The organism is Mycobacterium sp. IDR2000157661 (assembly GCF_022317005.1).
Classification (GTDB): Bacteria; Actinomycetota; Actinomycetes; order Mycobacteriales; family Mycobacteriaceae; genus Mycobacterium.
On sequence record NZ_CP081006.1, the window covers coordinates 2,279,373 to 2,302,463 of the forward strand.

27 protein-coding genes and 1 tRNA gene are annotated in these 23,091 nt (G+C 66.1%); 12 read left to right on the plus strand and 16 right to left on the minus strand.

Annotated elements, in window-relative coordinates:
- Positions 1 to 104 precede the first annotated feature (104 nt).
- The 3 genes from K3G64_RS12145 (at position 105) to K3G64_RS12155 (ending at position 954) form a co-directional block, all read left to right on the plus strand.
- Positions 105 to 177, plus strand: a tRNA-Thr gene (locus K3G64_RS12145).
- A 35-nt stretch (positions 178 to 212) separates the two neighbouring features.
- Positions 213 to 653: an HNH endonuclease signature motif containing protein gene (locus tag K3G64_RS25680; RefSeq protein WP_370647145.1), complete on the plus strand. Its 441-nt coding sequence runs from the start codon at positions 213 to 215 to the stop codon at positions 651 to 653.
- Positions 625 to 954 (plus strand): hypothetical protein, encoded by a 330-nt coding sequence (locus K3G64_RS12155; RefSeq protein ID WP_238950102.1) that lies wholly within the window; start codon positions 625 to 627, stop codon positions 952 to 954. The genes K3G64_RS25680 and K3G64_RS12155 overlap by 29 nt, the downstream gene beginning before the upstream one ends.
- A 2-nt stretch (positions 955 to 956) precedes the next feature.
- Here the strand turns inward: K3G64_RS12155 and K3G64_RS12160 are convergent, their stop codons facing one another.
- Complete coding sequence (locus K3G64_RS12160) at positions 957 to 1,775, minus strand: hypothetical protein (RefSeq protein ID WP_238950104.1); 819 nt, start codon at positions 1,773 to 1,775, stop codon at positions 957 to 959.
- 387 nt (positions 1,776 to 2,162) lie between these two features.
- Positions 2,163 to 3,293 carry a LuxR C-terminal-related transcriptional regulator gene (locus K3G64_RS12165; protein ID WP_238950105.1) on the minus strand — a complete coding sequence of 377 codons (1,131 nt, stop codon included), beginning with the start codon at positions 3,291 to 3,293 and terminating at the stop codon, positions 2,163 to 2,165.
- A 118-nt stretch (positions 3,294 to 3,411) separates the two neighbouring features.
- Between K3G64_RS12165 and K3G64_RS12170 the strand changes: the two genes are divergently transcribed.
- Together K3G64_RS12170 and K3G64_RS12175 are read left to right on the plus strand one after the other, a co-directional pair.
- Positions 3,412 to 4,647, plus strand: a complete 1,236-nt coding sequence (locus K3G64_RS12170; protein ID WP_238950106.1) for a cytochrome P450 — start codon at positions 3,412 to 3,414, stop codon at positions 4,645 to 4,647.
- A complete protein-coding gene (locus K3G64_RS12175; RefSeq protein WP_238950107.1) occupies positions 4,644 to 5,057 on the plus strand; it encodes a nuclear transport factor 2 family protein in 414 nt (137 codons plus the stop codon). Before K3G64_RS12170 ends, K3G64_RS12175 begins: the two co-directional genes overlap by 4 nt.
- Here the strand turns inward: K3G64_RS12175 and K3G64_RS12180 are convergent.
- Entirely contained in the window at positions 5,044 to 5,454 is a 411-nt protein-coding gene (locus K3G64_RS12180) for an HIT family protein (protein WP_238950108.1), read from the minus strand. The two genes, K3G64_RS12175 and K3G64_RS12180, sit on opposite strands and share 14 nt — an antisense overlap.
- Before the next feature lie 529 nt (positions 5,455 to 5,983).
- On the opposite strand from K3G64_RS12180, the gene K3G64_RS12185 reads away from it, so the two are divergent.
- Together K3G64_RS12185 and K3G64_RS12190 are read left to right on the plus strand one after the other, a co-directional pair.
- Positions 5,984 to 7,294, plus strand: coding sequence for an adenylate/guanylate cyclase domain-containing protein (locus K3G64_RS12185; RefSeq protein ID WP_238950109.1), 1,311 nt, complete (start codon positions 5,984 to 5,986; stop codon positions 7,292 to 7,294).
- A gap of 189 nt (positions 7,295 to 7,483) precedes the next feature.
- Positions 7,484 to 7,870: a nuclear transport factor 2 family protein gene (locus K3G64_RS12190; RefSeq protein ID WP_238950110.1), complete on the plus strand. Its 387-nt coding sequence runs from the start codon at positions 7,484 to 7,486 to the stop codon at positions 7,868 to 7,870.
- Between the two features lie 251 nt (positions 7,871 to 8,121).
- Here the strand turns inward: K3G64_RS12190 and K3G64_RS12195 are convergent, their stop codons facing one another.
- The 10 genes from K3G64_RS12195 to K3G64_RS12240 form a co-directional block, all read right to left on the minus strand.
- Entirely contained in the window at positions 8,122 to 8,433 is a 312-nt protein-coding gene (locus K3G64_RS12195; RefSeq protein WP_238950111.1) for a DUF222 domain-containing protein, read from the minus strand.
- 31 nt (positions 8,434 to 8,464) lie between these two features.
- Positions 8,465 to 9,352 (minus strand): SDR family NAD(P)-dependent oxidoreductase, encoded by an 888-nt coding sequence (locus K3G64_RS12200; RefSeq protein WP_238950112.1) that lies wholly within the window; start codon positions 9,350 to 9,352, stop codon positions 8,465 to 8,467.
- Positions 9,333 to 9,773: a nuclear transport factor 2 family protein gene (locus K3G64_RS12205; protein ID WP_238950114.1), complete on the minus strand. Its 441-nt coding sequence runs from the start codon at positions 9,771 to 9,773 to the stop codon at positions 9,333 to 9,335. The genes K3G64_RS12200 and K3G64_RS12205 overlap by 20 nt, the downstream gene beginning before the upstream one ends.
- Positions 9,774 to 9,779: 6 nt before the next feature.
- Complete coding sequence (locus K3G64_RS12210; protein WP_238950116.1) at positions 9,780 to 10,907, minus strand: NDMA-dependent alcohol dehydrogenase; 1,128 nt, start codon at positions 10,905 to 10,907, stop codon at positions 9,780 to 9,782.
- Between the two features lie 96 nt (positions 10,908 to 11,003).
- A complete protein-coding gene (locus tag K3G64_RS12215; RefSeq protein WP_238950117.1) occupies positions 11,004 to 11,549 on the minus strand; it encodes a nuclear transport factor 2 family protein in 546 nt (181 codons plus the stop codon).
- Positions 11,550 to 11,560: 11 nt separating this feature from the next.
- Positions 11,561 to 11,773 (minus strand): ferredoxin, encoded by a 213-nt coding sequence (locus K3G64_RS12220; protein WP_238950118.1) that lies wholly within the window; start codon positions 11,771 to 11,773, stop codon positions 11,561 to 11,563.
- 4 nt (positions 11,774 to 11,777) lie between these two features.
- Positions 11,778 to 13,130 carry a cytochrome P450 gene (locus K3G64_RS12225; protein WP_238950119.1) on the minus strand — a complete coding sequence of 451 codons (1,353 nt, stop codon included), beginning with the start codon at positions 13,128 to 13,130 and terminating at the stop codon, positions 11,778 to 11,780.
- Positions 13,127 to 13,951, minus strand: a complete 825-nt coding sequence (locus K3G64_RS12230) for an SDR family oxidoreductase (protein ID WP_238950120.1) — start codon at positions 13,949 to 13,951, stop codon at positions 13,127 to 13,129. The genes K3G64_RS12225 and K3G64_RS12230 overlap by 4 nt, the downstream gene beginning before the upstream one ends.
- Before the next feature lie 9 nt (positions 13,952 to 13,960).
- Entirely contained in the window at positions 13,961 to 15,166 is a 1,206-nt protein-coding gene (locus tag K3G64_RS12235; protein WP_238950121.1) for a cytochrome P450, read from the minus strand.
- Positions 15,163 to 15,756 carry a TetR family transcriptional regulator gene (locus K3G64_RS12240; RefSeq protein ID WP_370647190.1) on the minus strand — a complete coding sequence of 198 codons (594 nt, stop codon included), beginning with the start codon at positions 15,754 to 15,756 and terminating at the stop codon, positions 15,163 to 15,165. Before K3G64_RS12240 ends, K3G64_RS12235 begins: the two co-directional genes overlap by 4 nt.
- Before the next feature lie 154 nt (positions 15,757 to 15,910).
- On the opposite strand from K3G64_RS12240, the gene K3G64_RS12245 reads away from it, so the two are divergent.
- From K3G64_RS12245 to K3G64_RS12265, 5 genes are read left to right on the plus strand one after another with little or no spacing between them, the layout of a single operon-like run.
- Entirely contained in the window at positions 15,911 to 17,377 is a 1,467-nt protein-coding gene (locus K3G64_RS12245; RefSeq protein ID WP_238950123.1) for an aldehyde dehydrogenase, read from the plus strand.
- Positions 17,378 to 17,394: 17 nt separating this feature from the next.
- Positions 17,395 to 18,147: an SDR family oxidoreductase gene (locus tag K3G64_RS12250; protein WP_238950124.1), complete on the plus strand. Its 753-nt coding sequence runs from the start codon at positions 17,395 to 17,397 to the stop codon at positions 18,145 to 18,147.
- Positions 18,144 to 18,992: an NAD(P)-dependent oxidoreductase gene (locus K3G64_RS12255; RefSeq protein ID WP_238950125.1), complete on the plus strand. Its 849-nt coding sequence runs from the start codon at positions 18,144 to 18,146 to the stop codon at positions 18,990 to 18,992. Before K3G64_RS12250 ends, K3G64_RS12255 begins: the two co-directional genes overlap by 4 nt.
- 30 nt (positions 18,993 to 19,022) lie before the next feature.
- Positions 19,023 to 19,463: a carboxymuconolactone decarboxylase family protein gene (locus tag K3G64_RS12260; RefSeq protein WP_238950127.1), complete on the plus strand. Its 441-nt coding sequence runs from the start codon at positions 19,023 to 19,025 to the stop codon at positions 19,461 to 19,463.
- The gene (locus tag K3G64_RS12265; RefSeq protein ID WP_238950129.1) at positions 19,453 to 20,679 is read left to right on the plus strand and encodes a hypothetical protein; all 1,227 of its coding nucleotides are present in this window, start codon (positions 19,453 to 19,455) and stop codon (positions 20,677 to 20,679) included. The genes K3G64_RS12260 and K3G64_RS12265 overlap by 11 nt, the downstream gene beginning before the upstream one ends.
- A 10-nt stretch (positions 20,680 to 20,689) precedes the next feature.
- Here K3G64_RS12265 and K3G64_RS12270 read toward each other — a convergent pair whose 3' ends face one another.
- Genes K3G64_RS12270 through K3G64_RS12280 form a run of 3 tightly spaced genes read right to left on the minus strand, consistent with a single transcriptional unit; the run spans position 20,690 to position 23,086 of the window.
- The gene (locus tag K3G64_RS12270; protein WP_238950131.1) at positions 20,690 to 21,199 is read right to left on the minus strand and encodes an EspA/EspE family type VII secretion system effector; all 510 of its coding nucleotides are present in this window, start codon (positions 21,197 to 21,199) and stop codon (positions 20,690 to 20,692) included.
- Positions 21,200 to 21,219: 20 nt separating this feature from the next.
- The gene (locus K3G64_RS12275; protein ID WP_238950133.1) at positions 21,220 to 21,837 is read right to left on the minus strand and encodes a TetR/AcrR family transcriptional regulator; all 618 of its coding nucleotides are present in this window, start codon (positions 21,835 to 21,837) and stop codon (positions 21,220 to 21,222) included.
- Positions 21,838 to 21,850: 13 nt separating this feature from the next.
- Positions 21,851 to 23,086: a cytochrome P450 gene (locus K3G64_RS12280; protein WP_238950135.1), complete on the minus strand. Its 1,236-nt coding sequence runs from the start codon at positions 23,084 to 23,086 to the stop codon at positions 21,851 to 21,853.
- Positions 23,087 to 23,091: the final 5 nt, after the last annotated feature.

Here is a 23,091-nt window from a genome sequence, read left to right on the forward strand (position 1 = left end):
GTTGATTCGCCGCAGCGTACTGGCGGCTCGACCCCGGTGGCCTGACCCGGCTGGCAAGCCGGGCTGGTCACCCGTCGTAGAATGATGCCGGTTCATCGAGCCAGGCCGCGTTAGCTCAGCTGGTAGAGCGTCGCCCTTGTAAGGCGAATGTCGAGAGTTCGAGTCTCTCACGCGGCTCCGATTCTGTCGGTCCTCGCGGCTAACGTCGTATTGTGTCGGTGTCCTGCCTCGGATGTGGCCTCGAACCCGATGGTCGTCGACGAAAAGTGTTTTGTTCCAACGCCTGCCAACAACTACACCGGCGGCGGAAGCTGCTGAGGGCCTGGCTCGAAACTGGAGTCTGTGGTCGCACTTCCTACCAAGGCAATTACGTTCGCGATCACCTGTTCGAACAGCAGGGTGGCTGCTGCGCTGTCTGCGGCATCAAGAGCGAGTGGAATGGCGTGACCTTGGCGATGGTCATGGACCACATCGATGGCGACGCCGACAACAACCGTCGTGAGAACTTGCGCCTGATCTGTCCCAACTGCGACCGGCGACAGCGCTATGCCGCGGGCCTGCGGGGCACGAGTTTATCGGGTCGGGCGTTTGGGCATCCGCTGCCCGACGAAAGGGTGTCCGCAGGTGAGTGTCAAAGACGATGTCCTCAGTGACTTCCCCCAGGTGTACCCGGGGCTGGAGCGAACGCAGGTCGAGCGCGTTCTCACCATCCTGGACCAGGGCGCCGGCACCGAAGGTAATCTCGCGCTGAGCATCGCGACCGCGCTCAATCCGACGGTGCCCGGCATCTCAGAACGCCTTCAGTCGTACAACAAGACCGGCGATGTCGACGACTACGTGCGCATCCTGCGCGGTGGTGTCGTGCTGTTGCTGCAGCGCTGGGAGTCCGGCGGCGAGCCCCCGAGCCCCGACAGCATCAGCACCGCGGTGGCGAGCGTCGAAAGCGACGCCTGACGTCACTCCTCGACGATGCGCTGTGAGGTGATCGTCCGCGACGACGAGCGCGCCCGTGGGCGCCGCCCGGGCAGCGGAATCCGGTCTGCGATGTTGCTCAGCGGGTTGACCACCTGGCTAAGTGTCACGACCGCCTCGTGCAGCGCGTCGATCGTCGGCGCCAGCGCCTCCAGACCCGGTGCCAACCGGTTGAGAGTTTCGGCGACATCGGCCAGCTTGAGCAGCGGACCGTTCGGGTCGGTGAGCGTGTCGAGCAGGCCACCCTCGGCCAACAGCCGGTCGGCGACCCCGTCCTCGCGCAGCACTCGCTCGATGAGGCCGTCGTTGGCCAGCAACTGGTCGGCCAGTCCACCCGGCGCGATCACACGCGAAAGCGCACCGTCCTCGGTCGTCATCCGGTCCACGAGCCCGCCCTCAGCCATGACCTGATCCACCAGCCCGCCCGGGGCCACGGCTCGCGAGACGGCACCGTTCTCGGCCGTCAGCCGGTCCAACAGCCCGTCCTCGGTCGTCAGCTGATCCACCAGCCCGCCCTCGCGCAGCAGCCGGTCCAGCGGGCCGTTCGGCGCCAGTGCCCGGCCCAGCGGGGCGTCGTCGTCCATCAGTCGAGCCAGGCGATTCGCCCGCTCGACGGCGTCGTCGAGGCCCAGCATGTGCACCATCGACGCCGACCCGGTGCGAGGCACCGTGGTCGCCTCGCCGACGGCGCGCTGGGCGAGACCCACGGCGGTGGTGGCGACCGAGAGCCCGGCGTCGGCGACCGCCAACGACATCTTGACGGGGGCGGTCGCGAGGCCGGAGAAGGCTTTGCCGAGGTTCATCAGCTCAGTCTATGGACAGCGCGAGAACAACTCACCAGAACTGTGCACAGGACCATGACGAGCGAACGGGGGAAGTCCGGGCCAGATCCACGGTTGAAGCGGTGGGGATGAGCTCGGGGGAAGCGCTGCGGCGAAAAGATCCCCCGTCCGGGTGATCGATACCCCGCTTTCAGGGCCTGCCGCCGGAGTGCAGCCGGTGATTGCATTGTGGTGTCCGTATACGCTTCCCTCCAAAGGACTTTCAGACTCATGTCAGACGTCGCCGTCACCTTCCTTCTCGTGTTTGCCGCGCTCACCCCCCTGTACATCCCGGTCGCCGTGACCCTTGTCGACTGGCTCGTCACGTGGCGTCGGCGCAGCCGGCTCACCCGCGCGCAGGCCGCGACCTCAGTCGTTCGTGCCGGTCATCCTGATGAAACTCGACGCCGCTTCAGCGCGATTGGTGGCGTGCAGTTTGCGAAGAATGCGCTTGACGTGTGACTTGACCGTGCCGGTGGAGATGACGAGTTGTTGGGCGATCTGCTGATTCGTGCGACCGGCGGCCATCAAGCGGAGCACCTCCACCTCCCGCCGAGTCAACACTTCGGACACCGCGAAATTGACGTCGACCAGCGAACGTGCTGCGGTACTGCGTTGCGCCGGTTCGACTTTGCGCAGGTCGAGATCGGCGTCCTCGAGCGCGCGAGCGGCGGCGTCGGCGGTCGCCAGCGCCTTCCGGACTTCGGCGTGCTGGCGGCGCATCCGTTCGAGCAGCACGGTCCGCTCGTAGGCGTAGCCGAACCCTTCGGCGAACGCCCACACCGTGTCCCTGTCGATCTCGTCGACGGTGCACCCGCTGTACAGCCGGTCGGCATGTAGGAATCCGATCACCTTGCCCGTCGGCATCACCGGAGCCGCCACGTATGACCGCGTCAGCGAGAACTCGACGATCGGGCGGTTGACGCGAGGATCGCGCACCGCGTCGTGCACGATCGCGGGACGATGGCGGCGGACCATCTCCGTCTCCAGGAGCATGTGATCCAGAGGCGGTGCGACGGACTGCGCATAGGCCACCATCTTCGCCGCCCCCTCCGTATCGTCGCCGAAGTAGGCCGCTTCCATCATCATTCGACCCTCGTGCACACGAAAGAGCACTGCCCGGTCGAACCCGCAGGACTCCACCAGTTCGCGCGGCGCCCGGTCGACGATGTCGGCGACATCCTCGATGGCTCTGAGTTTGCTCAGTGCCTCCTGCACGTTGAGCAGGGCCAGGGTCCGGCGGCGGGCGGTCTCCTCGAGCAGTTGGCGTTCCAGCACCGAGAGGTCGAGCAGGGCGTCCAGGGCGTCGAGGGCGTGGTCGTCGCCCGTGCGTTCCAGCGCCTCGCGCACCGCACCGGAGTGCCCGTCGATCGCCTCGGCCACCTCCCGCGCGCGGGCCGCGTCGACCAGCGGTGCCCGCAGGCGAGGCCGCGACGCCCACCCGGGGTGGTCGTCGTCGGTCAGCGCGGTCGGCGGCGGAGGTTCGTCGAAGCTGGACACGGTGCGTCGATCCTCTCACCGGAATCGGTCGCGGTGATCCCGATACACCCTTTTGGTCGCGCAATTGACCCCCGTCGGAGGATCGACCTACATTCGGCGGCGGCGAAGGATCATTGTCATGACCTCCACCACATCGGATGCGCTGGACCTGCTGACGACGCCCCTCGGCGTCGCCGACCCTTATCCGCTCTACGACGCCCTGCGCGCCGACTCGCCGGTCGCGGGCTATCGCGACTGGCCGCCAGGAACAGTGCCCGGCGCCGACGAGCCCGTGACGGCGTGGGCGTTGTTCGGCTACCACCAGGTCTTCGCCGCCACCCGCGACCACGAGACGTTCTCCTCGCGGGACCCCATTCAGGAAGCGTCGTCGGCGCCGAGCCTGATGCTGGTGAACACCGACCCGCCGGCTCACACCGGTCAGCGGAAACTGTTGAGCCAGGCGTTCTCTCCGCGACGGATCAAGCGTCTGGGCGGCTGGCTGGACGGGCTGGTGCCCACCCTGCTCGACGACCTGGGCGACGGCGAGGTCGACGTCATGGGGTTCGCCGCCGAGGTCCCGGCGAGGGCGATGGTGCGACTGCTGGGCCTGCCGGACGGCGACCATGTCCGATTCCGGCGCTGGGCCAACGCCTTCATGTTGTCGTCGGCGATGACTCCCGAAGAGCGGATGAGCAGCAACCAGGAGATGGTTTCGGCGTTCAGCGAGCGGCTGGCCGAGCACAGTGTTCGGGTCGCGCAGCGGACGGAGGGCGACGTGGAGGACGCCGAGGACTTGATCTCGGCGCTGCTGCGTGCCGAGGTCGACGGTCAGCGCCTCACCGCCGAGGAGATCGTGCGGTTCTGCGTCACGCTCGTGGTCGCAGGCACGGAGACCACCACCTACCTGATCGGCAATCTGCTGCGCGCGCTGGCGCGGGAGCCAGAGGTCACTGCGCTGTTGCGCAACGATCGCTCCCTGCTCAACGCCTTTATCGAAGAAGAGATGCGGCTCAACGGTCCTCCGCAACGGCTCTTCCGCATCGCCACCCGCGATGTCGAGGTCGGTCGGTCTGTGATCCGGGAGGGAGAGTGGGTGGCACTGTTCTTCGGGGCCGCCAACCGGGATCCCGCGGTGTTCGCCGAACCCGGCCGCTTCCGGCTGGACAGACCGAATGTGCGGCAACACCTGACGATGGGCCATGGTGTGCACTTCTGCCTCGGTGGTCCCCTTGCGCGACTGGAGGCCGTCGCGGTCCTCAACGGGGTGCTGGATCGCTATGAGTCCATCGAACTCGTCGACGATCCCGGGGTGAAGCAGACGGCGAGTCTGCTCACGCACGGTTACGTCCGGCTGCCGCTGAGGCTGTCGCGATGACGACCGCATGCGCCACCCGAAACATCAACGCCACCACAGCCATCTACGAGGCGGTGCCCGCCGGCGATCTCGCCACCGCGTTGACCTACCTCGACCCCGAGATCCGCATCACCTACTACGGAACGCCGGCGATTCCCTACGCAGGCGACTACCGGGGCATCGAGGAGGCCAAGCGGTTCTTCACGGCGGTCGGATCCACCATCCAGATCGTCGACATGCAGGTGTGGAAATTCATCGCCGAGGGTGACGAACTCGCGGCGTGGGGCCGCCAACGATTCCGGCGGCTGCAGACCGGTCACGAATGGGAGTCGGAATTCGCCCACATCATCACGATGCGCGACGGGCGGTGGCTCTACTTCCGCGACTTCATGAACTCGGCGCTGACGTTGGAGGCGTTCAGCGACCGGTGATGTCGGCCAGTGCCTCCTTGATCTTGGCCTGTGCCTCGTCCAGCGACTTCGGCTCGGGGTTCGGGTCGGCGTTGGCGAAGCCGAAGTCGGACAACTCGCGGGCCGGGAAGACGTGCACGTGCAGATGTGGCACCTCGAGCCCGGCGATGATGACACCGGCCCGCTCGACATCGAACGCCTGGGACACCGCCTTGCCGATCAGTTGTGAGACCTCCATGACCCGGCCGAACTGCGCGGGTTCGACGTCCTGCCAGTTGTCGATCTCGGCGCGCGGTACCACCAGCGTGTGGCCCTGGGTGATGGGAGCGATCGTCAGGAAGGCGACGATGTCGTCGTCCTCGTATACGAATCGCCCGGGGATCTCGCCGTTGATGATCTTGGTGAAGACGGTCGCCATGGCACCGAGCATAGTGAGCGCCGTGGCTGGCTCGACGCGCGCGGTTGAGAAGGGCGTCGGGTCGCCGGCGGTGCCGCCTGTGCTGCTGGCCCGGATACCGTCGGGAGAAGCCGAAACACCCTGGGAGGGCGGAGGTCTGGTCTGTGCGTTGGTATCGATCGCCGGCTGTTGGGCGGCGTTCAGTGCGCGTTCGGACTTGATTCGTGCGGCGTAGTCGGTGGCGCGTGGGCGGCGTCGGCGCGGCATCTTGAGGGTCTTGTGGCATGGCTCGGATGGGCTTGTGGCGCGTGGTAATGCAGCGGTGGTGGTGTCCCAGTCCGGGAACAGGATTCGGCCGTCGGGATGGGTGGTGTATGTCCGACCCGACGGTGCAGTCCAGGTGATGGTCCCGTCAGGTGATTGTTGATCTCGCCAGCCACAGAAGGTTTTCAACAGATGATGTCATCGACTGCGCTAATTACACTTCAGCAGACCTCTTTGAACTGCGTGGCGTCTGTCGACGCGCTCCCCCGGGAACTAGACTTCCGCAATGTTCTCGGAGACGCGTTACGCGCTAAACGGTGAATTGCGCGTCGCGTATCGCGCGTCACCCGAAGGTGCTCGCGACATCTTGTCCGTCGCGAACTGGTTTTCGTCCTGCGAGGTTCTTCCGGAGCTACCGTCCATTCAGGGGTGGGTCGAGGCGATGACGTCGCTCGGTCGGTATATCTTCTTTGACCAGCCGGGTACGGGAGTGTCCGATCCCGTCTGGCCCGGGGCGCTGCCGACCTTGGAGCAATGGGCCGACAGCATCACCGCGGTGCTCGACGACCTCGGGAGTCGCGAGGCGGTTCTCATCGCGTCGAACGCCGCGTTCGCGACGGCGGCGCTGTTCGCGGCGACACATCCGTCTCGCACCACCGCGCTGGTCGTGCTCGACGGTTTCGCAGATGCGGGTGGCACCCCACTCATTCAAGACGAAAGCGAAGCTGCGAATGTCCGCTTGTGGGGCAGCGGGAAAGTCCAACATGTGCTCAATCCGGACATGCCGTGGAACGAGGAGATCCGGGCATCTTTTGCCCGGATGGAACGCCTGGCGGCTAGCCCAAGGACGCTAGCTCTAATGAGGCCTCTCGCGATGGAAATGGACGTGCGGGCGGTCCTACCGACCATTCGTGTGCCGACTCTCGTCGTCCAGCACTCCGACGGCGTGATCGTCCCGCCCGCGAAGGGCAAGTACATCGCTGAGCACATACCTGACGCGAAATATGTTGAGGTGCCGGGCCGCAACTGGTACCACGTCGTGGAACCGTGGCGCGCGTCGTTTCAAGAGATCGCGGAGTTCCTCACCGGCCATCAGGCCGACGTGGCCGACGATCGGGTGCTGGCCACGGTGCTGTTCACCGACATCGTCGATTCGACGCGCCGCGCGGCGGAGATGGGCGACCGCGACTGGCATGCGCTGCTCGATGCGCACGACGCCATCGTGCGCGTTCAACTAAACCGCTTTCGGGGGCGCGAGTTGAACACATCGGGAGACGGCTTCCTCGCGATGTTCGATGGCCCGCAGCGAGCGATCCGCTGCGCCATGGCGATCCGCGACGCGGTGCAGGCGCTCGGCATCGAGGTGCGCGCCGGATTGCACACCGGCGAGTGCGAGGTCCGGGGCGATGACATCGGTGGCATCGCCGTCCACATCGGTGCGCGCGTGAGCGCACTGGCAGCACCGAACGACGTGCTGGTGTCCAGCACGCTACGCGATCTGGTGATCGGTTCCGGGCTCGAGTTCGAGGAGCGCGGTGCGCACCAACTCAAGGGCGTGCCGGGCGAATGGCAGCTCTTCGCCGTCGCTTCTCCTTAGCAGTGGGGCTCGGCGAAGCTCATTTGGCGTGCAGTAGCGGCTTGTGCACATGGTGGCATCGACTGGCCGAATAACACTCTCGTCGAAGAACCGCGTGATCACTGCCAGAACCGGCGTGAGTGTCTGATTACCTGGCTCGGGTGATGGAAGTTCGCTCACCGCCCGCTTTCCAAGACGTAGGGTCGAACGATGATCTATCGGTGGTTTGTGCGGAAGCAGGCATATGCGCTCTGGGCGAAGCTGTCGGACCAACGCATCGACGAGATCCCACTCGCCGACAACGTCCGGTTTGTATACCTGGGCGACCATGAGTTGGCCGCCGACCTTCACGGTGCCGATGCGGAACGCGCATGGCTGCGCGAGTTTTTTCGACGCCTTCCCGGTGTCCGCTTTGATGTAGAGGACATGGTTATCGAAGGTGGTCCGTGGTCAACGCGTGTCGCCACCCGCTACGCCGCGACTCGTGATGGCCAAGTTGTTTATCGAGGCGTCAACATTGGCCGAATTGTGTGGGGCAAAGTTGTCGAGGAGCAGATCCTGCCCGACACACAAGCGCTGGCAGCGGCGCTCGGCTGACCACAGCTGCGTGTGCAGATGATGGAGGCGGCACAGGCATTTGGTGTTCGACGGATGTGTGGACCCGGCCGGGTAGGGCACGGTGTGGTCCACGTCGCAGTACTCTGCAGGCCGCTCACAGCCCGGGAAAGCGACACGTCATGTCGCGCATGCGGACGAAGCGTTCCCGCTGCGGCGACAGCCGATAACCGGGCCCCGCGTCGGGACCTGGGTTGTGCACGGTGCGCACCGTCACGCCGCCTTTGACGAGCTCAGCCAGCAGCGGGGTAGGGATGACCGCGCCGCCGAGCACACACGCCGCCCCCGCGGCCGCCGGAGCAAGCGGGGAGGGTGACTCGGGCGCGGGTGCCGATGCCCAGGGCCGCGGCGATCTCCGCGGCCGCGCACGCCCACCCGTCGACGAGCCAGGTGTGGCGGTCGTCGTCGGGTTCGGTGTGGCGCGCCGTCAACTCAGCGATGGCCGCCAATCGCCGAGCTGCCGCGGCCGCTTCGGCGCGTGCGCCGGCTTCGATCACCTCGATCAACGCGGCTTGGTCGACGGAACCGAACTCCGATCCGAACATACGTTCGATGATATCCGGACCCACCGACGCCTCAGCCGCCCTCGCAGGCCCTGCGGATAAACCCGTGCAGTTCCTCGCCCGACCACGGCGGATTGTCCCGATGGTCGCGATAGGCCACGATCGCCGGTGTCGGCCGCTCGAAGCGCCCGACGAAGCCACCCGCGGCGATGAAGATCTGCCCGGTGATGTCCCTGGCTTCATCGCTGACCAGGTAGGCGTAGGTGGGCGCGACGTATTCGGGCGGAGCCGCGTCGAGTGCGCCCTGCATGCTGACGTCGTCGAGCAGGCCGCGCCTGTGCAGATCGACGATGTGCGCTTCGTAGTCGATACCCGTGGAGAGCCGCGTCTTGGCGCCGGGGCACACGACGTTCGCGCGCACCCCGTGCTCCTTGAGTTCGGCGGCGATCGCGAGGGTGAGACCGTTGACGGCGCCCTTGCCCGCCGGGTAACCGGTGCCGCCGTAGTCGCCGAGGAACGCGAACGAACTGGTGTTGACGATGGCGCCGCCGCCCTGCGCCACCATCTTGGGCGCCGCAGCCCGGCAGGTCTCGAAGACCGTGCCGAGATGCGCGTCGAGCAGGTCGCGGAACTGCGCGGACGTGACGGTCAGGATCGACGATCCGGCGGGCTCGGCGGTGCCGGCGCAGTTGACCAGGATGTCGATGTGACCGAACTCGCTGACGCATCGGTCGACAAGCGCATCAGCGATCGCCGGGTCGGCGGGGGAGCCCGCCATTCCGCACGCGTTCGGAATTGCCTGTACCGCCTGCCGTACCGCAGCCGGATCGCGGCCGTTGACGACGACACCGGTGCCCTGCTCGGCCAGCAGCTCGGCGACCGCGAATCCGACCCCGCGGGTCCCGCCGACGACGACCGCACCGCGGCCGCTCCGCGGTGCGCTAATCGGCGCCCGCTTCACTGAACTGCATCATGTCCATGTTCCAGTAGCCACGCAGGTTCGTCAGCAGACCGGCCTCGTTGGTCTGGTAGCTGAAGACACCACGGACGGTGCTGACCATGCCGCTGTCGAACTTGCTGCGCAGCACCAGAATATGGGCCACCTCATGGGGCGAACTCGACGGGAACGTCTCCTCGCACGTGATCTGCAAGTCGTTGGACGCGATGTTGGCCTCGTAGAACCCCGCCACCGCCTCCTTGCCCCGGATGCCGGTGCCGTCGGGATTGGTGAAGGACTGCCCGATCGGATCCTCGATGACGACGTCGTCAGCCATCAGGGCCAGCCAGCCCTCCTTGTCGTGAGCGTGCACGCAACGCCACGAGTTGTGTGAGGCGGCCAATGCCGGTGTCTTCTCGGCGGTTTCTGCGTTCTTGCCGGACACGGCGTGTTACCGGTCGTCGTCGGTGTAGCGGATGACGCCGCGGATGTTCCTGCCCTCGAGCATGTCGGCATATCCCTCGTTGATCTGTTCCAGCTTGTACTGCCGCGTGACCATGTCGTCGAGGTTCAGCTTGCGGGCCTGATACATCGACAGCAGCTGCGGGATGTCGTAGTGCGGGTTGCCACCGCCGAAAATGGTGCCCTGCAATCGCTTCTGCATCAGTGTGAGCATCGCCAGGTTCAGATTCACCTCGGTGTCGAGCAGGCCGCCGATCGCGGTCAGCACGCAGGTGCCGCCTTTGGCGGTGAGGTTCAGGTAGTTGTCGACGTCCTTGCCGTGCAGTTCGCCGACCGTGACGATCACCTTGTGCGCCATCAGGCCCCAGGTCACCTCACCGATGCCTGCCATCGCCGACTCGAAGTCCGGGTAGACGTGGGTGGCACCGAACTTCAGCGCCTGGTCGCGCTTCCACTCCACCGGGTCGATCGCGAAGATCCGGCGGGCGCCCGCGTTGACCGCGCCCTGCAGGGCACCCATGCCCACGCCTCCGACACCGACGATCGCGACGTCCTCGCCGGGGCGGACGTCGCCGCTGCGCACCGCCGAGCCATAGCCGGTGGTGACGCCGCAACCCACCAGGCAGGCGACCTCGAACGGGATCGACGGGTCGATCTTCACCACCGAGCTCTTGTGCACCACCATGTACGGCGAGAAGGTGCCCAGCAGCGTCATCGGAAAGACCGGCTGGCCCTTGGCGTGGATGCGGTGGGTGCCGTCGGAGACGGCCGTGCCCCCCAGCAGCCCGGCGCCGAGGTCGCACAGATTGCGCAGGCCCGCCTGACACGAGGGGCAGCGGCCACAGGACGGGATGAACGACAGCACCACGTGGTCACCGGGCGCGAGGTCCTCCACGCCGGGCCCGACCTCGGTGACGATGCCCGCACCCTCGTGTCCGCCCAGCACCGGGAAGCCGGCCATCGGGATGCCGCCGGTCACCAGATGGTGGTCGGAGTGGCACATCCCCGACGCTTCCATCTGGATCTTCACCTCGTCCTTGACGGGGTCTCCGATCTCGATCTCCTCGATCGACCACGGTTGGTTGAACTCCCAGATGAGAGCGCCTTTTGTCTTCATCGATAGGTGCCTTCCACTAAAGCTGGTGTCCACAGACTAGAGGCAGTAGTTAGGTGCGTCACACCCCACCCCAATCAACTGCTTGGCCGGGTGCCTTCACCAGATGGGCGAGGGGGCCTTGCCGAGCGGGTAGTAACCGGGCAGCTTCTCGCCTGCCATCGAACGTTCGATGCGCTTCTGCATGCCCTCGCTCAGGTCGCCCGACTCGATCAGTTTGCCGAACATGTAGGACACATGGCCGAAGTCGAAGAAGTCGCGCTGCCATTCGATCAACAACTGGTCGTTGAGCCGGAACCAGCTGCCGCCGATGCCGTAGATCTCATCGGACGTACCGTCGGACTTGTTGACGATCTGCTTCCAGAACCCGACGATCTCGCCCTGCTTGTCGTCGACGAGCACCTTCTGGTACTCGTACACCCAGTTCTCCAGGCCCTCCATCTCCAAACCTAGAGCGACGTCGCGGATTTGGTCCTTACCGACGCACATGACATCTTCCTTCGGGCCGATGTTCCAGCCGTAGGTCGCATCGTCGGTGTAGAACTCGGCCAACGGCGTCCAGTCGCCGTTGCGCTCACATTCGCGGTTTGTCTCCAGCCACCGCTCGACCCAGTCGTCGAGCGCCTCGCGGGGTAGTGACGGCATTGTCTACTCTCCTATTTTTCTCGGATGGCCAGCGCTTGGGTGGGGCACATGTCGACGGCGTTCTGGATCTCGTCGCGGGCATCGTCGGGCGGTTCGGAGTCGATGATCTCGACCTTGCCACGCTTGGGCACGGTGAAGTAGTCGGGCGCCTCGAGCTCGCACATGGCGTGGCCCTGACAGAGGTCGAGGTCGACAGTGACTTTGAAGCTTCTGAAGCAACCCATGGGATTACTCGCTGCGCCTGCGGTAACGGGCCTTGGCCGGGCGCTGCAACTGCACCACCATCTTCGAGTGGTCGTTGCGGTAGGAGTCGGCGGGCTGGGCCATCTCGAACTCGTACTCCCGCAACAGGACCGAGAAGATCGCCTTGATCTGCATCTGGGCGAACGCCGCACCGACGCAACGGTGCCTGCCCGCGCCGAACGGGATCCATGTCCACCGGTTCACGACGTCGGCCTGTTCGGGCTTGTTGTAGCGATCCGGATTGAACGCGTCGGGATCCGGAAAGTCCTCGGCGATGCGGTTGGAGATCGCCGGCGAGGCGGCGACGAAATCACCCTTGTGGATGGGAAAGCCCTTGACCTCGAATTCGCCCTGCGCGACGCGCATCAGGATGATCAGCGGCGGATGCAGTCGCAGGGTCTCCTTGACGACGTTGTCCAGCTTCGGAATCTGGCGCAGCGCATGGAAACTGACTTCCTGGCCGTCGGCGTAGAGGTCATCGAGCTCGGCCTGCACCTCGGCGTAGACGTCAGGGTGACGGATCAGCTCGATCAGCGTCCACGCCGACGTTCCGGAGCTGGTGTGGTGGCCGGCGAACATGAGCGAGATGAACATGCCGGTGACCTCGTCGGCGGAGAACCGCGGCTGGCCCTCCTCATCCTTGATCGACACCAGCACGTCGAGCATGTCGCGGTCGGCCTTGTCCTTCGGCGGGTCTGCCAGCCGCTGGTCCATGATCTCTTGTACCAGCGCAACGAGTTTGACCCGGGCCTCGTCGCGCAGCCGGAAGCTCTCGATCGGCAGGTACGGGTCGACGTAGCACAGCGGGTCGGTGCCGCGCTCGAGCTGGTGGTAGTACTCGGCGAAGCGGTGGTCGAGTTGCCCGCGAAACTTCAACCCGATCAGACACGCGGTCGAGGTGTAGATCGTCAGCTCAGCGAAGAAGTCGAGCAGCTCGATCTCGCCTTCGTCACCCCAGTCGGCGATCATCTTCTTGACCTCGCCCTCGATGGTGGCGGCGTGGCCCTTCATGTGCTCACCGCGCAGCGCGGAGTTGTGCAGCATCTCCTTGCGCCGCTCGGGGCTGGCGTCGAACACCACCCCCTTGCCGAAGATCGGCGTCATGAACGGATACGCCTCGGCCTGGTCGAGATCCTCGTCGGCGGAACGGAAGAAGAACTCGTTGGCCTCGGCGCCGGAGAGCAGGATGACGTGTTTGTCGACAAGTTGGAACCAGCCGACATCACCGCATTCGGCGCGGACACGGTTCATCAACCCGATCGGATCGGTGCGGAATTCCTCGAGATGTCCGTGCTCTTCCTCGCCGCCGGAGACTCTCGGCACGATCGCTGTGGTCATTGGTTCAGGGCTTTCTCGTCGACTTCGAGCTTCTGACGGTCTTTGTGGTCGGCTAACGGGGCCTCGGGTTGCAACTCCATGTTCGCGATGAAGCCGCCGCGCGGCGTCTCGGCCACGAACGTGATGGCGCGTGCCAGATCGGAGGCCCGCAGGAAGTAGTCGTGACGGGCCTGGCCCCACTTGGCCCAGTCCTCCAGCGCCGGGCCGATCTTCTCGGCGGGCAGGCTCCAGCCCATGCCGGTCCTGGTCGGGCCGGGGTGCACGATCGAGGCGCGGACACCGGTGCCTTCCAGTTCCATCTGGAAGTTGTTGACCATGGCCACCAGCGCCGCCTTGGCCGCGCCGTAGGCGCCCATGTGGGGGCGCTGACGCAACGCCACATCGGAGCCTACGAAGATCAGATCGCCGCGCTGACGTTCGAGCATTCCGGGCAGCACCGCGGCCGCCAATCGGAAGGCGCCGACGACGTGGATCTGCAACTGGGAATCGAACTCCTCGCCTGCGATCTCGGCGAGCTTGCCGAAGTAGGTGTCACCCGCACCGGCCACCAGCACCTCGATGTCGCCGAGTGCGTCGACCGACTGCGTCACAAATGATTTCACCGAGTTGGGGTCGGTGACGTCGAGGTGGAACCCGACTGCCTCGCCGCCGTCGGCGTTGATCTTGCCCACCAGGTCAGTGAGCTTCTCGACCCGGCGCGCACCGAGCGCGACCGGGAAGCCGCGCGCCGCCATGTCGATCGCGGTGGCCTCGCCGATACCGGACGAGGCGCCGGCGATGATGACCGGCCGGCGTTCGGGCAGGGGTTCGAAGCGGGGCATGTGCGGCTTTCAGACGGTCTGGACGGTGATCGGCAGGTGAGCGAATCCGCGGACGTTGCTGGAGTGGACGCGGACGGCGTTGGCCGCCTCGACTTCATATCCGCGGATTCGCTTGAACAACTCGGTCAGCGCGACCCTGGCCTCCATCCGCGCCAGGTGGGCGCCGAGACAGAAGTGGGCGCCGCTGCCGAAACTCATGAGCTTCGAACCGATCTCGCGGCCGATGACGAACTCGTCGGGCTCGGCGAACACCCGCTCGTCGCGGTGCGCCGAACCGGGCAACAGCAAGACGACATCACCGTCGGGGATGGTGGTGTCGTAGAGCGTCAACTCGCCGGCCACCGTGCGGGCGAGAATCTGGCTGGAGGTGTCGTAGCGCAACGTTTCCTCGACCCACAAAGGCACCCGCTCGAGATCGGCGTAGACCGGGGCCAGCTGGTCGGGGTTCTGGTGGCCCCAGAATGCGGCGTTGGCAAGCAGTTTCGTGGTGGTCTCGTTGCCGGCGATCACCATGAGGAACATGAAGCCGAGGATCTCGTCGTCGGTGAGGCGGTCACCGTCGATCTCGGCCTCGAGCAGCGCCGTGGTCAGGTCGTCGGTCGCCTTCTTGCGGCGCTCGGCGACCATCTCCTGGTAGTAGACGATCAGGTTGATGGACGCCTCGACGGCCGCGGGCGGCACGTCGGTCACGCCTTCGTCGCGGTGCATGACCCCGTCGGCCCATGCCCGCACCTGGGCGCGGTCCTGCTGGGGCACGCCCATCAACTCCGAGATGACGTCCATCGGCAGCTTGCCCGCGAACTCGTCGACATAGTCGACGGTGCCCTCGGCCGACTTCTCGAGCATGGTGTCGAGGTGTTGGACCGCGATCTCGGTGACGCGCGGTTCGAGTTCCCGGATGCGTCGCGGGGTGAACCCCTTGGAGACCAGCGTGCGCAGACGCAAGTGGGCCGGGTCGTCCATCGCCAGAAACGACATGGTCTTGGAGGCGTGCGGACCGCGAGAGGCCGGATCCAGCGACACGCCGAACTTGTTCGACAAGGTGGTGCTGTTGCGGAAGCCCTGCAACACGTCCTGGTGGCGCGACAAGGCCCAGAAGCCCAACTCGTCGTTGCGATACAGCGGGGCCTCGTCGCGCAGTCGCTTGTAATACGGATACGGATCTTCGTGGAAGTCGTAGTCGTAGGGGTCCAGGGTCAAGTCAGTGCACGTCAACGGTCATCTCCGACGATGAGGCCCACCACGTAGCTGAGGCGGTCGGCGATCTGGTGATAGGTGAAGGCGCCGCTGCCCGCGTTGACCAGCGCGCCGAAGTAGGTCATCTCGAGGGCCGACAACGTTCGCGCGTCGGCGTCAGGGCCCAGCGCCGACCGGATTCGCCGGTGGATCTCGGCGCCGATGCGCTCGCGCACGGTCCGCACCGCCGGGTCGTTGCCGCTCAGCAGGGCCGTCGTGCAGGCGGCCGCGACCTCCGGTTCGTCGGCCACCATCAACGCCATGCTGCGCAGGGCCTTCTCCACGCGCACCAGCCGACTGTCGTTGACGTCGGTGAAGTACGGCACCTGGCGCATCAGGTCGAGGTAGATCTCGGCGATCAGATGGTTCTTCGAGGAGAAGTACGTATACGCGGTCGCGGATGCGACCTTGGCCCGCGCCGCGACCGCCCGCACGGTCAGGTCGGCATAGGAGGACTCCCGCAGCATGTCCAGACCCGCGGTCAGAACCCTGCGGAAGGTTTCCTCCTGCCGACGGTTGCGGGGGGTCTCAGCGGCAGCCGCGGGCACGGCTCCTGTGATCGCAACCATCGGTTCGCTGGACACTTGTCCAAGTTATCCGACAGTCGTCCCGATAGGCAAGTACCGAGCTTAGGACGGCGTGCTTGCCACGCGCTGTGCACAGCGGCTAAGGTTCGTGGCGAAGATACCGGACACTTGTCCAGCCTCGGTGAACGGAGCGCACATGGCAGTGCTGGCCAACCGCGAGAGTCAGTTGCTCATCGACGGCAAGCTCGTCGCAGGCAGCGGGGGCTCGTTTGAGACCGTCAACCCGGCGACCGAGGAGGTGCTCGGCGTCGCCGCCGACGCGACCACCGACGACATGGGCCGCGCCATCGAGGCGGCCCGCCGCGCGTTCGACGACACACACTGGTCGACCGACACCGAGCTGCGGGTGCGCTGCATCCGCCAGCTGCAGCAGGTGCTGCGCGACAACTTGGAAGAGTTGCGGGACCTGACGATTTCCGAAGTCGGTGCGCCGCGGATGCTGACCTCGGCGGCCCAGCTCGAGGGGCCGGTCGAGGACCTGAGCTTCTGCGCCGACACCGCCGAGTCGTACCAGTGGGTCACCGATCTCGGCATCGCCTCGCCCATGGGAATAAAGACCGAACGCAGGATCGCCCGCGAGGCCGTCGGCGTCGTGGGCGCCATCACCCCGTGGAACTTTCCGCACCAGATCAACTTGGCCAAGCTCGGGCCTGCGCTGGCGGCGGGCAACACCGTCGTGCTCAAGCCTGCCCCGGACACGCCGTGGTGTGCAGCGGCGATCGGCGAGCTGATCGCCGAGCACACCGACATCCCGCCCGGCGTGGTCAACATCGTGACCTCGAGTGACCACGGCGTCGGCGCGCTGCTGTCCAAAGACCCTCGGGTGGACATGGTTTCGTTCACCGGATCGACGGCCACCGGGCGTGCGGTGATGGCCGACGGTGCGGCGACCATCAAGCGGGTGTTCCTCGAACTCGGCGGCAAGTCGGCGTTCCTGGTGCTCGACGACGCGGACCTGGCGGGCGCCTGCTCGATGTCGGCGTTCACCGCGTCGATGCACGCCGGTCAAGGCTGCGCGATCACCACGCGCCTTGTGGTGCCCCGCGCCCGTTACGACGAAGCCGTCGAGGCGGCCGCCGCGACCATGGCCGGCCTGAAGCCGGGCGATCCGCAGGACGCCGGAACCATCTGCGGGCCCGTGATCTCGGCCCGCCAGCGTGATCGCGTGCAGGGCTACCTCGACTCGGCCGTCGAGCAGGGCGGCAGGTTCGCGTGCGGGGGCGGGCGCCCGGCGGACCGCGACACCGGGTACTTCATCGAGCCAACCGTGATCGCCGGCCTGGACAACACCGCGAGGGTCGCCCGTGAGGAGATCTTCGGCCCGGTGCTGACCGTGATCGCCCACGACGGCGATGACGACGCCGTGCGCATCGCCAACGACTCGCCTTACGGGTTGAGCGGAACGGTGTTCTCCGCCGACGAGGAGCGCGCCAACCGGATCGCGGCACGGATGCGGGTGGGCACGGTCAACATCAACGGCGGTGTCTGGTACTCGGCCGACATGCCGTTCGGCGGATACAAGCAGTCGGGCGTCGGCCGTGAGATGGGCCTGGCCGGCTTCGAGGAGTACTTGGAGACCAAGGCGATCGCCACCGCGCGGTGAAGTCGGAAGGAAGACAGATGGGGCAGTTCGAGGACAAGATAGCGATCGTCACCGGTGCCGGTGGCGGCATCGGTCAGGCATACGCCGAGGCGCTGGCCCGCGAGGGGGCGGCCGTCGTCGTCGCCGACATCAACACCGAGGGCGCACAGAAGGTCGTCGACGGCATCAAGGGTGAGGGCGGCAATGCGCTGGCCGTGCGGGTCGACGTGTCGGACCCGGATTCAGCCAAGGACATGGCCGCGCAGACACTTTCGGAGTTCGGCGGCATCGACTACCTGGTCAACAACGCCGCCATCTTCGGCGGTATGAAGCTGGACTTCCTGATCACCGTCGACTGGGACTACTACAAGAAGTTCATGAGCGTGAACATGGACGGCGCGCTGGTGTGCACCCGCGCGGTGTACAAGAAGATGGCCAAGCGCGGCGGCGGGGCGATCGTCAACCAGTCCTCCACCGCGGCCTGGCTGTACTCGAACTTCTACGGCCTGGCCAAGGTCGGGATCAACGGCCTCACCCAGCAGCTGGCCACCGAGCTCGGCGGGCAGAACATCCGCGTCAACGCGATCGCGCCGGGGCCCATCGACACCGAGGCCAACCGCACCACCACGCCGCAGGAGATGGTCGCCGATATCGTCAAGGGAATTCCGTTGTCGCGCATGGGCCAACCGGAGGACCTGGTCGGCATGTGCCTGTTCCTGCTGTCGGATCAGGCCAAGTGGATCACCGGCCAGATCTTCAATGTCGACGGCGGACAGATCATTCGCTCATGAGTGACGTCAAGCTCGGCTACATCGGCCTCGGCAACATGGGTGCGCCGATGGCCAAGCGGATGGTGGACTGGCCGGGCGGCCTGATCGTGTTCGACGTGCGCACCGAGGCGATGACGCCGCTGGCCGAGGTGGGTGCCTTGCTGGCCGACAATGTCGCCGACGTGGCGTCCGCCGACATCATCAGCGTGACGGTGCTCAACGACGCTCAGGTCCGCGAGGTGGTCGGCGAGCTCGCCTCACATGCCGAACCCGGCACCGTCATCGCGATTCACTCGACAATCAGCCCGGACACCGCGGTCGAGCTCTCGGAACAGTTGCGTGGGCAGGAGATTCACATCGTCGACGCACCTGTCACCGGAGGGGGCGCCGCCGCTGAGAAGGGCGAGTTGGCGGTCATGGTCGGCGCAGAGCGGGACGTCTACGAGCGCATCAAGCCGGCGTTCAAGCAGTTCGCCTCGATGGTTGTGCATGCCGGTGCGCCGGGTGCGGGCACGCGGATGAAGCTGGCACGCAACATGCTGACGTTCACCTCCTACGCCGCGGCCTGTGAGGCGATGAAGCTGGCCGAGGCGGCCGGCTTGAACCTGCAGACGCTCGGCAAGGTGGTGCGGCACAGCGATGCTCAGAGCGGCGGTCCCGGCGCGATCATCGTGCGCGAGGACACCGCGCAGCTGACGCCCGACCATTGGCTCTATGACGCGTTCACCCATACCCGCGGGCTGGGAGAGAAGGACCTTAGCCTGGCGTTGGAACTCGGTAAGGACAGCGACGTCGAGCTTCCGCTCGCCGAGGTCGCGCTGAAGAACCTGGCAGCCGGACTCGGTGTGCCGCACGCGAAGGAGTAGCCGACTTCGCACGCGAGGAGGAAGAAGGATATGGACGAGTTGCGCCGCAAGGGCCTCGAGAAGATGAACGAGGTCTACGGCTGGGAGATGCCCGACATGCCGGGCGACTACTTCGCGCTGACCGCCGACCATCTCTTCGGCACCATCTGGTCGCGGCCGGGTCTGTCGATGCGCGACAAGCGGATCATGACGCTGACCGTGGTCACGGCGCTGGGGATATCGGATCTGGCCGAGATCCAGGCCAATGCCGCGTTGGCCAACGGGGAGATCACAGAGGACGAGCTCAAGGAGATGGCCATCTTCCTCACCCATTATCTGGGTTTCCCGCTGGGCTCAAAGCTCGACGGGGTGGCGACGAAGGTGATCAACAATCGCCGCAAGGCCGCCGAGAAGGGCTCAGGCGAGGACAAGAAGGCCAACGTCAACGCGGCGCTCAACATGCACTCGGGAAGCAGCCTCGATGACAAGTAGGTACGCCGAGCTGTCGCGCGAGGAACTGGCGAAGCTGGTCCCGGAGCTGCTGCTCATCGGCCAGCTGATCGACCGCTCCGGAATGGCCTGGTGCATCAGCAATTTCGGCCGTAGCGAGATGCTGCAGATCGCTATCGAGGAATGGATGGGCGCCAGCCCGATCTACACCAGGCGCATGCAGAAGGCGCTCAAGTACGAGGGCGTCGACGTCATCACCATCTTCAAGGGCCTGCAGCTCGACATCGGCGCACCGCCGCAGTTCATGGATTTCCGGTACACCGTGCACGACCGGTGGCACGGCGAGTTCCATCTGGATCACTGCGGCGCGCTGCTGGATGTGGAACCGATGGGCGAGGAGTACGTGCGTGGCATGTGCCACGACATCGAGGATCCGACCTTCGACGCCACCGCCGTCGCGACGAACCGCAGAGCCCAGATCCGGCCGATCCACCGCCCGCCCCGCATGCCTGCCGACCGTCATCCGCACTGCGCATGGACGGTGGTCATCGACGAGTCACATCCGGAGGTCCCGGACCACCCGGTGCTCGAGGTGGTGGGCCGGACCCGCGCTGCCCGAACGGAATTGGATCCGATCGACCCGTCGGGCGAGGGCCGGTCGGACTACTCGGGCGCGTTGGTGTCGGACTTCGACTTCGCGGCGTACTCGCATTCGGCGCTGGTGCGCATGGCTGACGAGGTCTGCCTGCAGATGCACCTGCTGAACTTGTCGTTCGTCATCGCCGTCGGCAAGCGGGCCGGCACCGACGTGGAACTGGCCAAGGAGATCTGCACCAAGCAGCTCATCGGCTTGGCCGGGATCGCCGCCGAGCGGATCCACCGTGCCCTGCACCTGCCCGGTGGCATCGAGGGCGCGGTGCGGACGATGCGGTTACATCCCATGCTCAACCCGGCGGCATATGTCGACGCCGAGTTCGGCCCGGACGTCGTGCATGTGCGACGCTCGCCGGCGCACGAGGACGGTGCATGGGTGTCGCTGGTGACGCCGGACGAACGGCGCCCACTGCAAGCGGCCGTCGCCGCGGTGGACAGGCATCTCGACGTGGACGTCTCGGGAGTCGCTGAGGACTGGACCGCTCGGGTCGTCCAAACCGACACCGAGGCCGAGGAATTCTCCGAGGTGTCGGTCACCAAGGTCAGCGGTGGAGCATCGTGGGTGTTCGAGGACCGCAAGTCGCTGCCGCTGACGGTGCTGTGACGGAGTCGGTTCAGTCGCCTTCCGCTTCAGGCGGGTTCAGTTCGCCGTACTCATCGCCGAGTGCGCGGATGCGGCCGGCGATGGCATCCAGGTCGGCATTCGAGCGGTGGATGATCTCGGCGACTTCGCCTGCGCCCTTGCTCACCACCGGCAGCAGCATCCGCTCACCCAGTGGGGTCCTCGGCACGCTGGAGGCGGCGTCGACCACCCACTGCCTGACCGCATCGAGGTCGCGTCGGCCGGCCGACACCACGGCTGCGGACCGGTCGATCTCGGCTTTCAGCCGCTCGTCCAGATCCGCCATCGCGCCCAGCGCACCGCTCTGTCGTCGGTTGGCTTCGGCATAGTCGTCTGAGGCCGCACCGGTCCAATCCGGCGTCGGGCCTGCCGTTTGGAGCTCACTCTGCAACCGCCGAAATCGGGTGCTCTCGTCGAAGTCGTCGCCGCCCCGCGGGGTCCCCTCCCCGAACGTGCTCCGCGCCAGCTCCCACGTTGTCAGGAACGCCTCCAGAACACCCACGTTGAGGAGTCTAAGGCTGGTCAACCGGCAGGGTTGGCGGCAATTTTCGGGGCCACCGCTGCACCCACCCAGCGCCGCAGATAATCGCGCAACTCGGTACCCCGGCGCGGCGGGCGGCCCGGATCGATGATGAACGACTGGATGATTCGCAGGAGATGCTCCGCTAGCTCGTCGAGGTCGGCGTCGGACAGGCCTAGCGCCTCCCAGTCCACATCGAACCGGCGCAACATCGAATTGGCGAACCGCAGCGCGACATCGGAGGTGACGGTATGGCTGAACGCGCTGGCCCGCCCCGGCATCAGCAGCAGACCGATGTGCTTGTCGCTTGGCAGCCACTCCAGCGCGGTGGCGATGCCCTCGGCGACGGCGTCCTCTGGGTCGGTCACGCCCTGAAGGTGCGCCGCCAGCCGGTCCAGGAAGCCGGTCGCGGCACGCTGAGCCGACGCCTGCAGCAGCGCGTCGGTACTCGGAAAATAGCGGTAGACCGTCTGGCGGGTGACGCCCAGCGTGCGGGCCACGTCGGTGATCGAGAAGTCCGCGCCGCGCGCGTCGATGGCCCCGCCCGCGGCGTCGAGAATCCGGTTGACGGCCTCCTCGTCGGTGGCCGGCGCCGACCCGGACCAACCGTGAGTGCGCACGTCGCAATCCTACTCAGCCGCGATAGGAGACCTGCAGATCCTTGACGCCGTTGATCCATCCCGACCGGAGCCGTTGCGGCTCGGCCACTTTGGCGATGTGCGGAATCTGTTCGGCGATCTCGTTGAAGATCAGCTTGATCTCCATGCGGGCCAGGTTGGCGCCGATGCAGAAGTGCGCGCCGTTGCCGCCGAACGCCAGATGCGGGTTCGGGTTGCGCAGCACGTCGAACCGGAAGGGGTGCTCGAAGACGTCCTCGTCGAAGTTGGCCGAACTGTAGAACAATCCGGCACGCTGGCCTTCACGGATCGTGACCCCGCCGATCTCGACGTCCGTCAGCGCCGTTCGCTGGAAGCAGTGCACCGGTGTGGCCCAGCGGATGATCTCGTCGACGGCGGACTCCGGGCGCTCGCGCTTGAACAGCTCCCACTGATCGGGATGTTCGAAGAACGCATTCATGCCGTGGGTCATGGCGTTGCGCGTGGTCTCGTTTCCGGCGACCGCGAGAAGGATGACGAAGAACGCGAACTCGACATCCTCGAGCTTCTCGCCCTCGAGGTCGGCCTCGATGAGCCGGGTGACGATGTCGTCGGCCGGGCAGCGGCGGCGTTCCTCGGCCATGCCGTACGCGTAGGCCATCAGCTCGGCGTTGGCGGTGGTGGGATCCGAGTCGTAGTCGGGGTCGTCGGTGTTCATGATCGAGTTGGTCCAACTGAACAACTTTTCGCGATCGCCCTCCGGCACTCCGATCAGGTCGGCGATGGCCAGCAGCGGCAACCGCATGGCAACGTCATCGACAAAATTGCCGGACTCCTTCTCGCTTGCAGCGGCGACGATGTCGTGGGCGGCGACCGCCAGCCTCTCCTCCAGCGCCGCGACAGCGCGCGGGGTGAACAGCCGTGACACCAGCTTCCGCAGCCGAGTGTGCTCGGGTGCGTCGTGGTTGATCAGCAGCGCCTTGGTGAGGTCGAGTTGCTCGGCGGTCATGCCTTCGGGGAAGCGCATCACGGCGCCCTTGCGGTTGGTCGACCACAGGTCGCTGTGCCGTGAGATCGACTTGATGTCGTCATGGCGACTGACCACCCAGTAGCCGCCGTCGTCGAACACCGTCGCTCCCGGGGGCTGCTCGTTCCACCACACCGGCGCGGTCTTGCGCAGTTCGGCGAACTCGGTGACGGGAATGCCGTGCAGCAGCACCTCGGGGTCGGTGAAGTCGAACCGGGGGCCGAACGGACATGTGCTCTGCGTCATACATT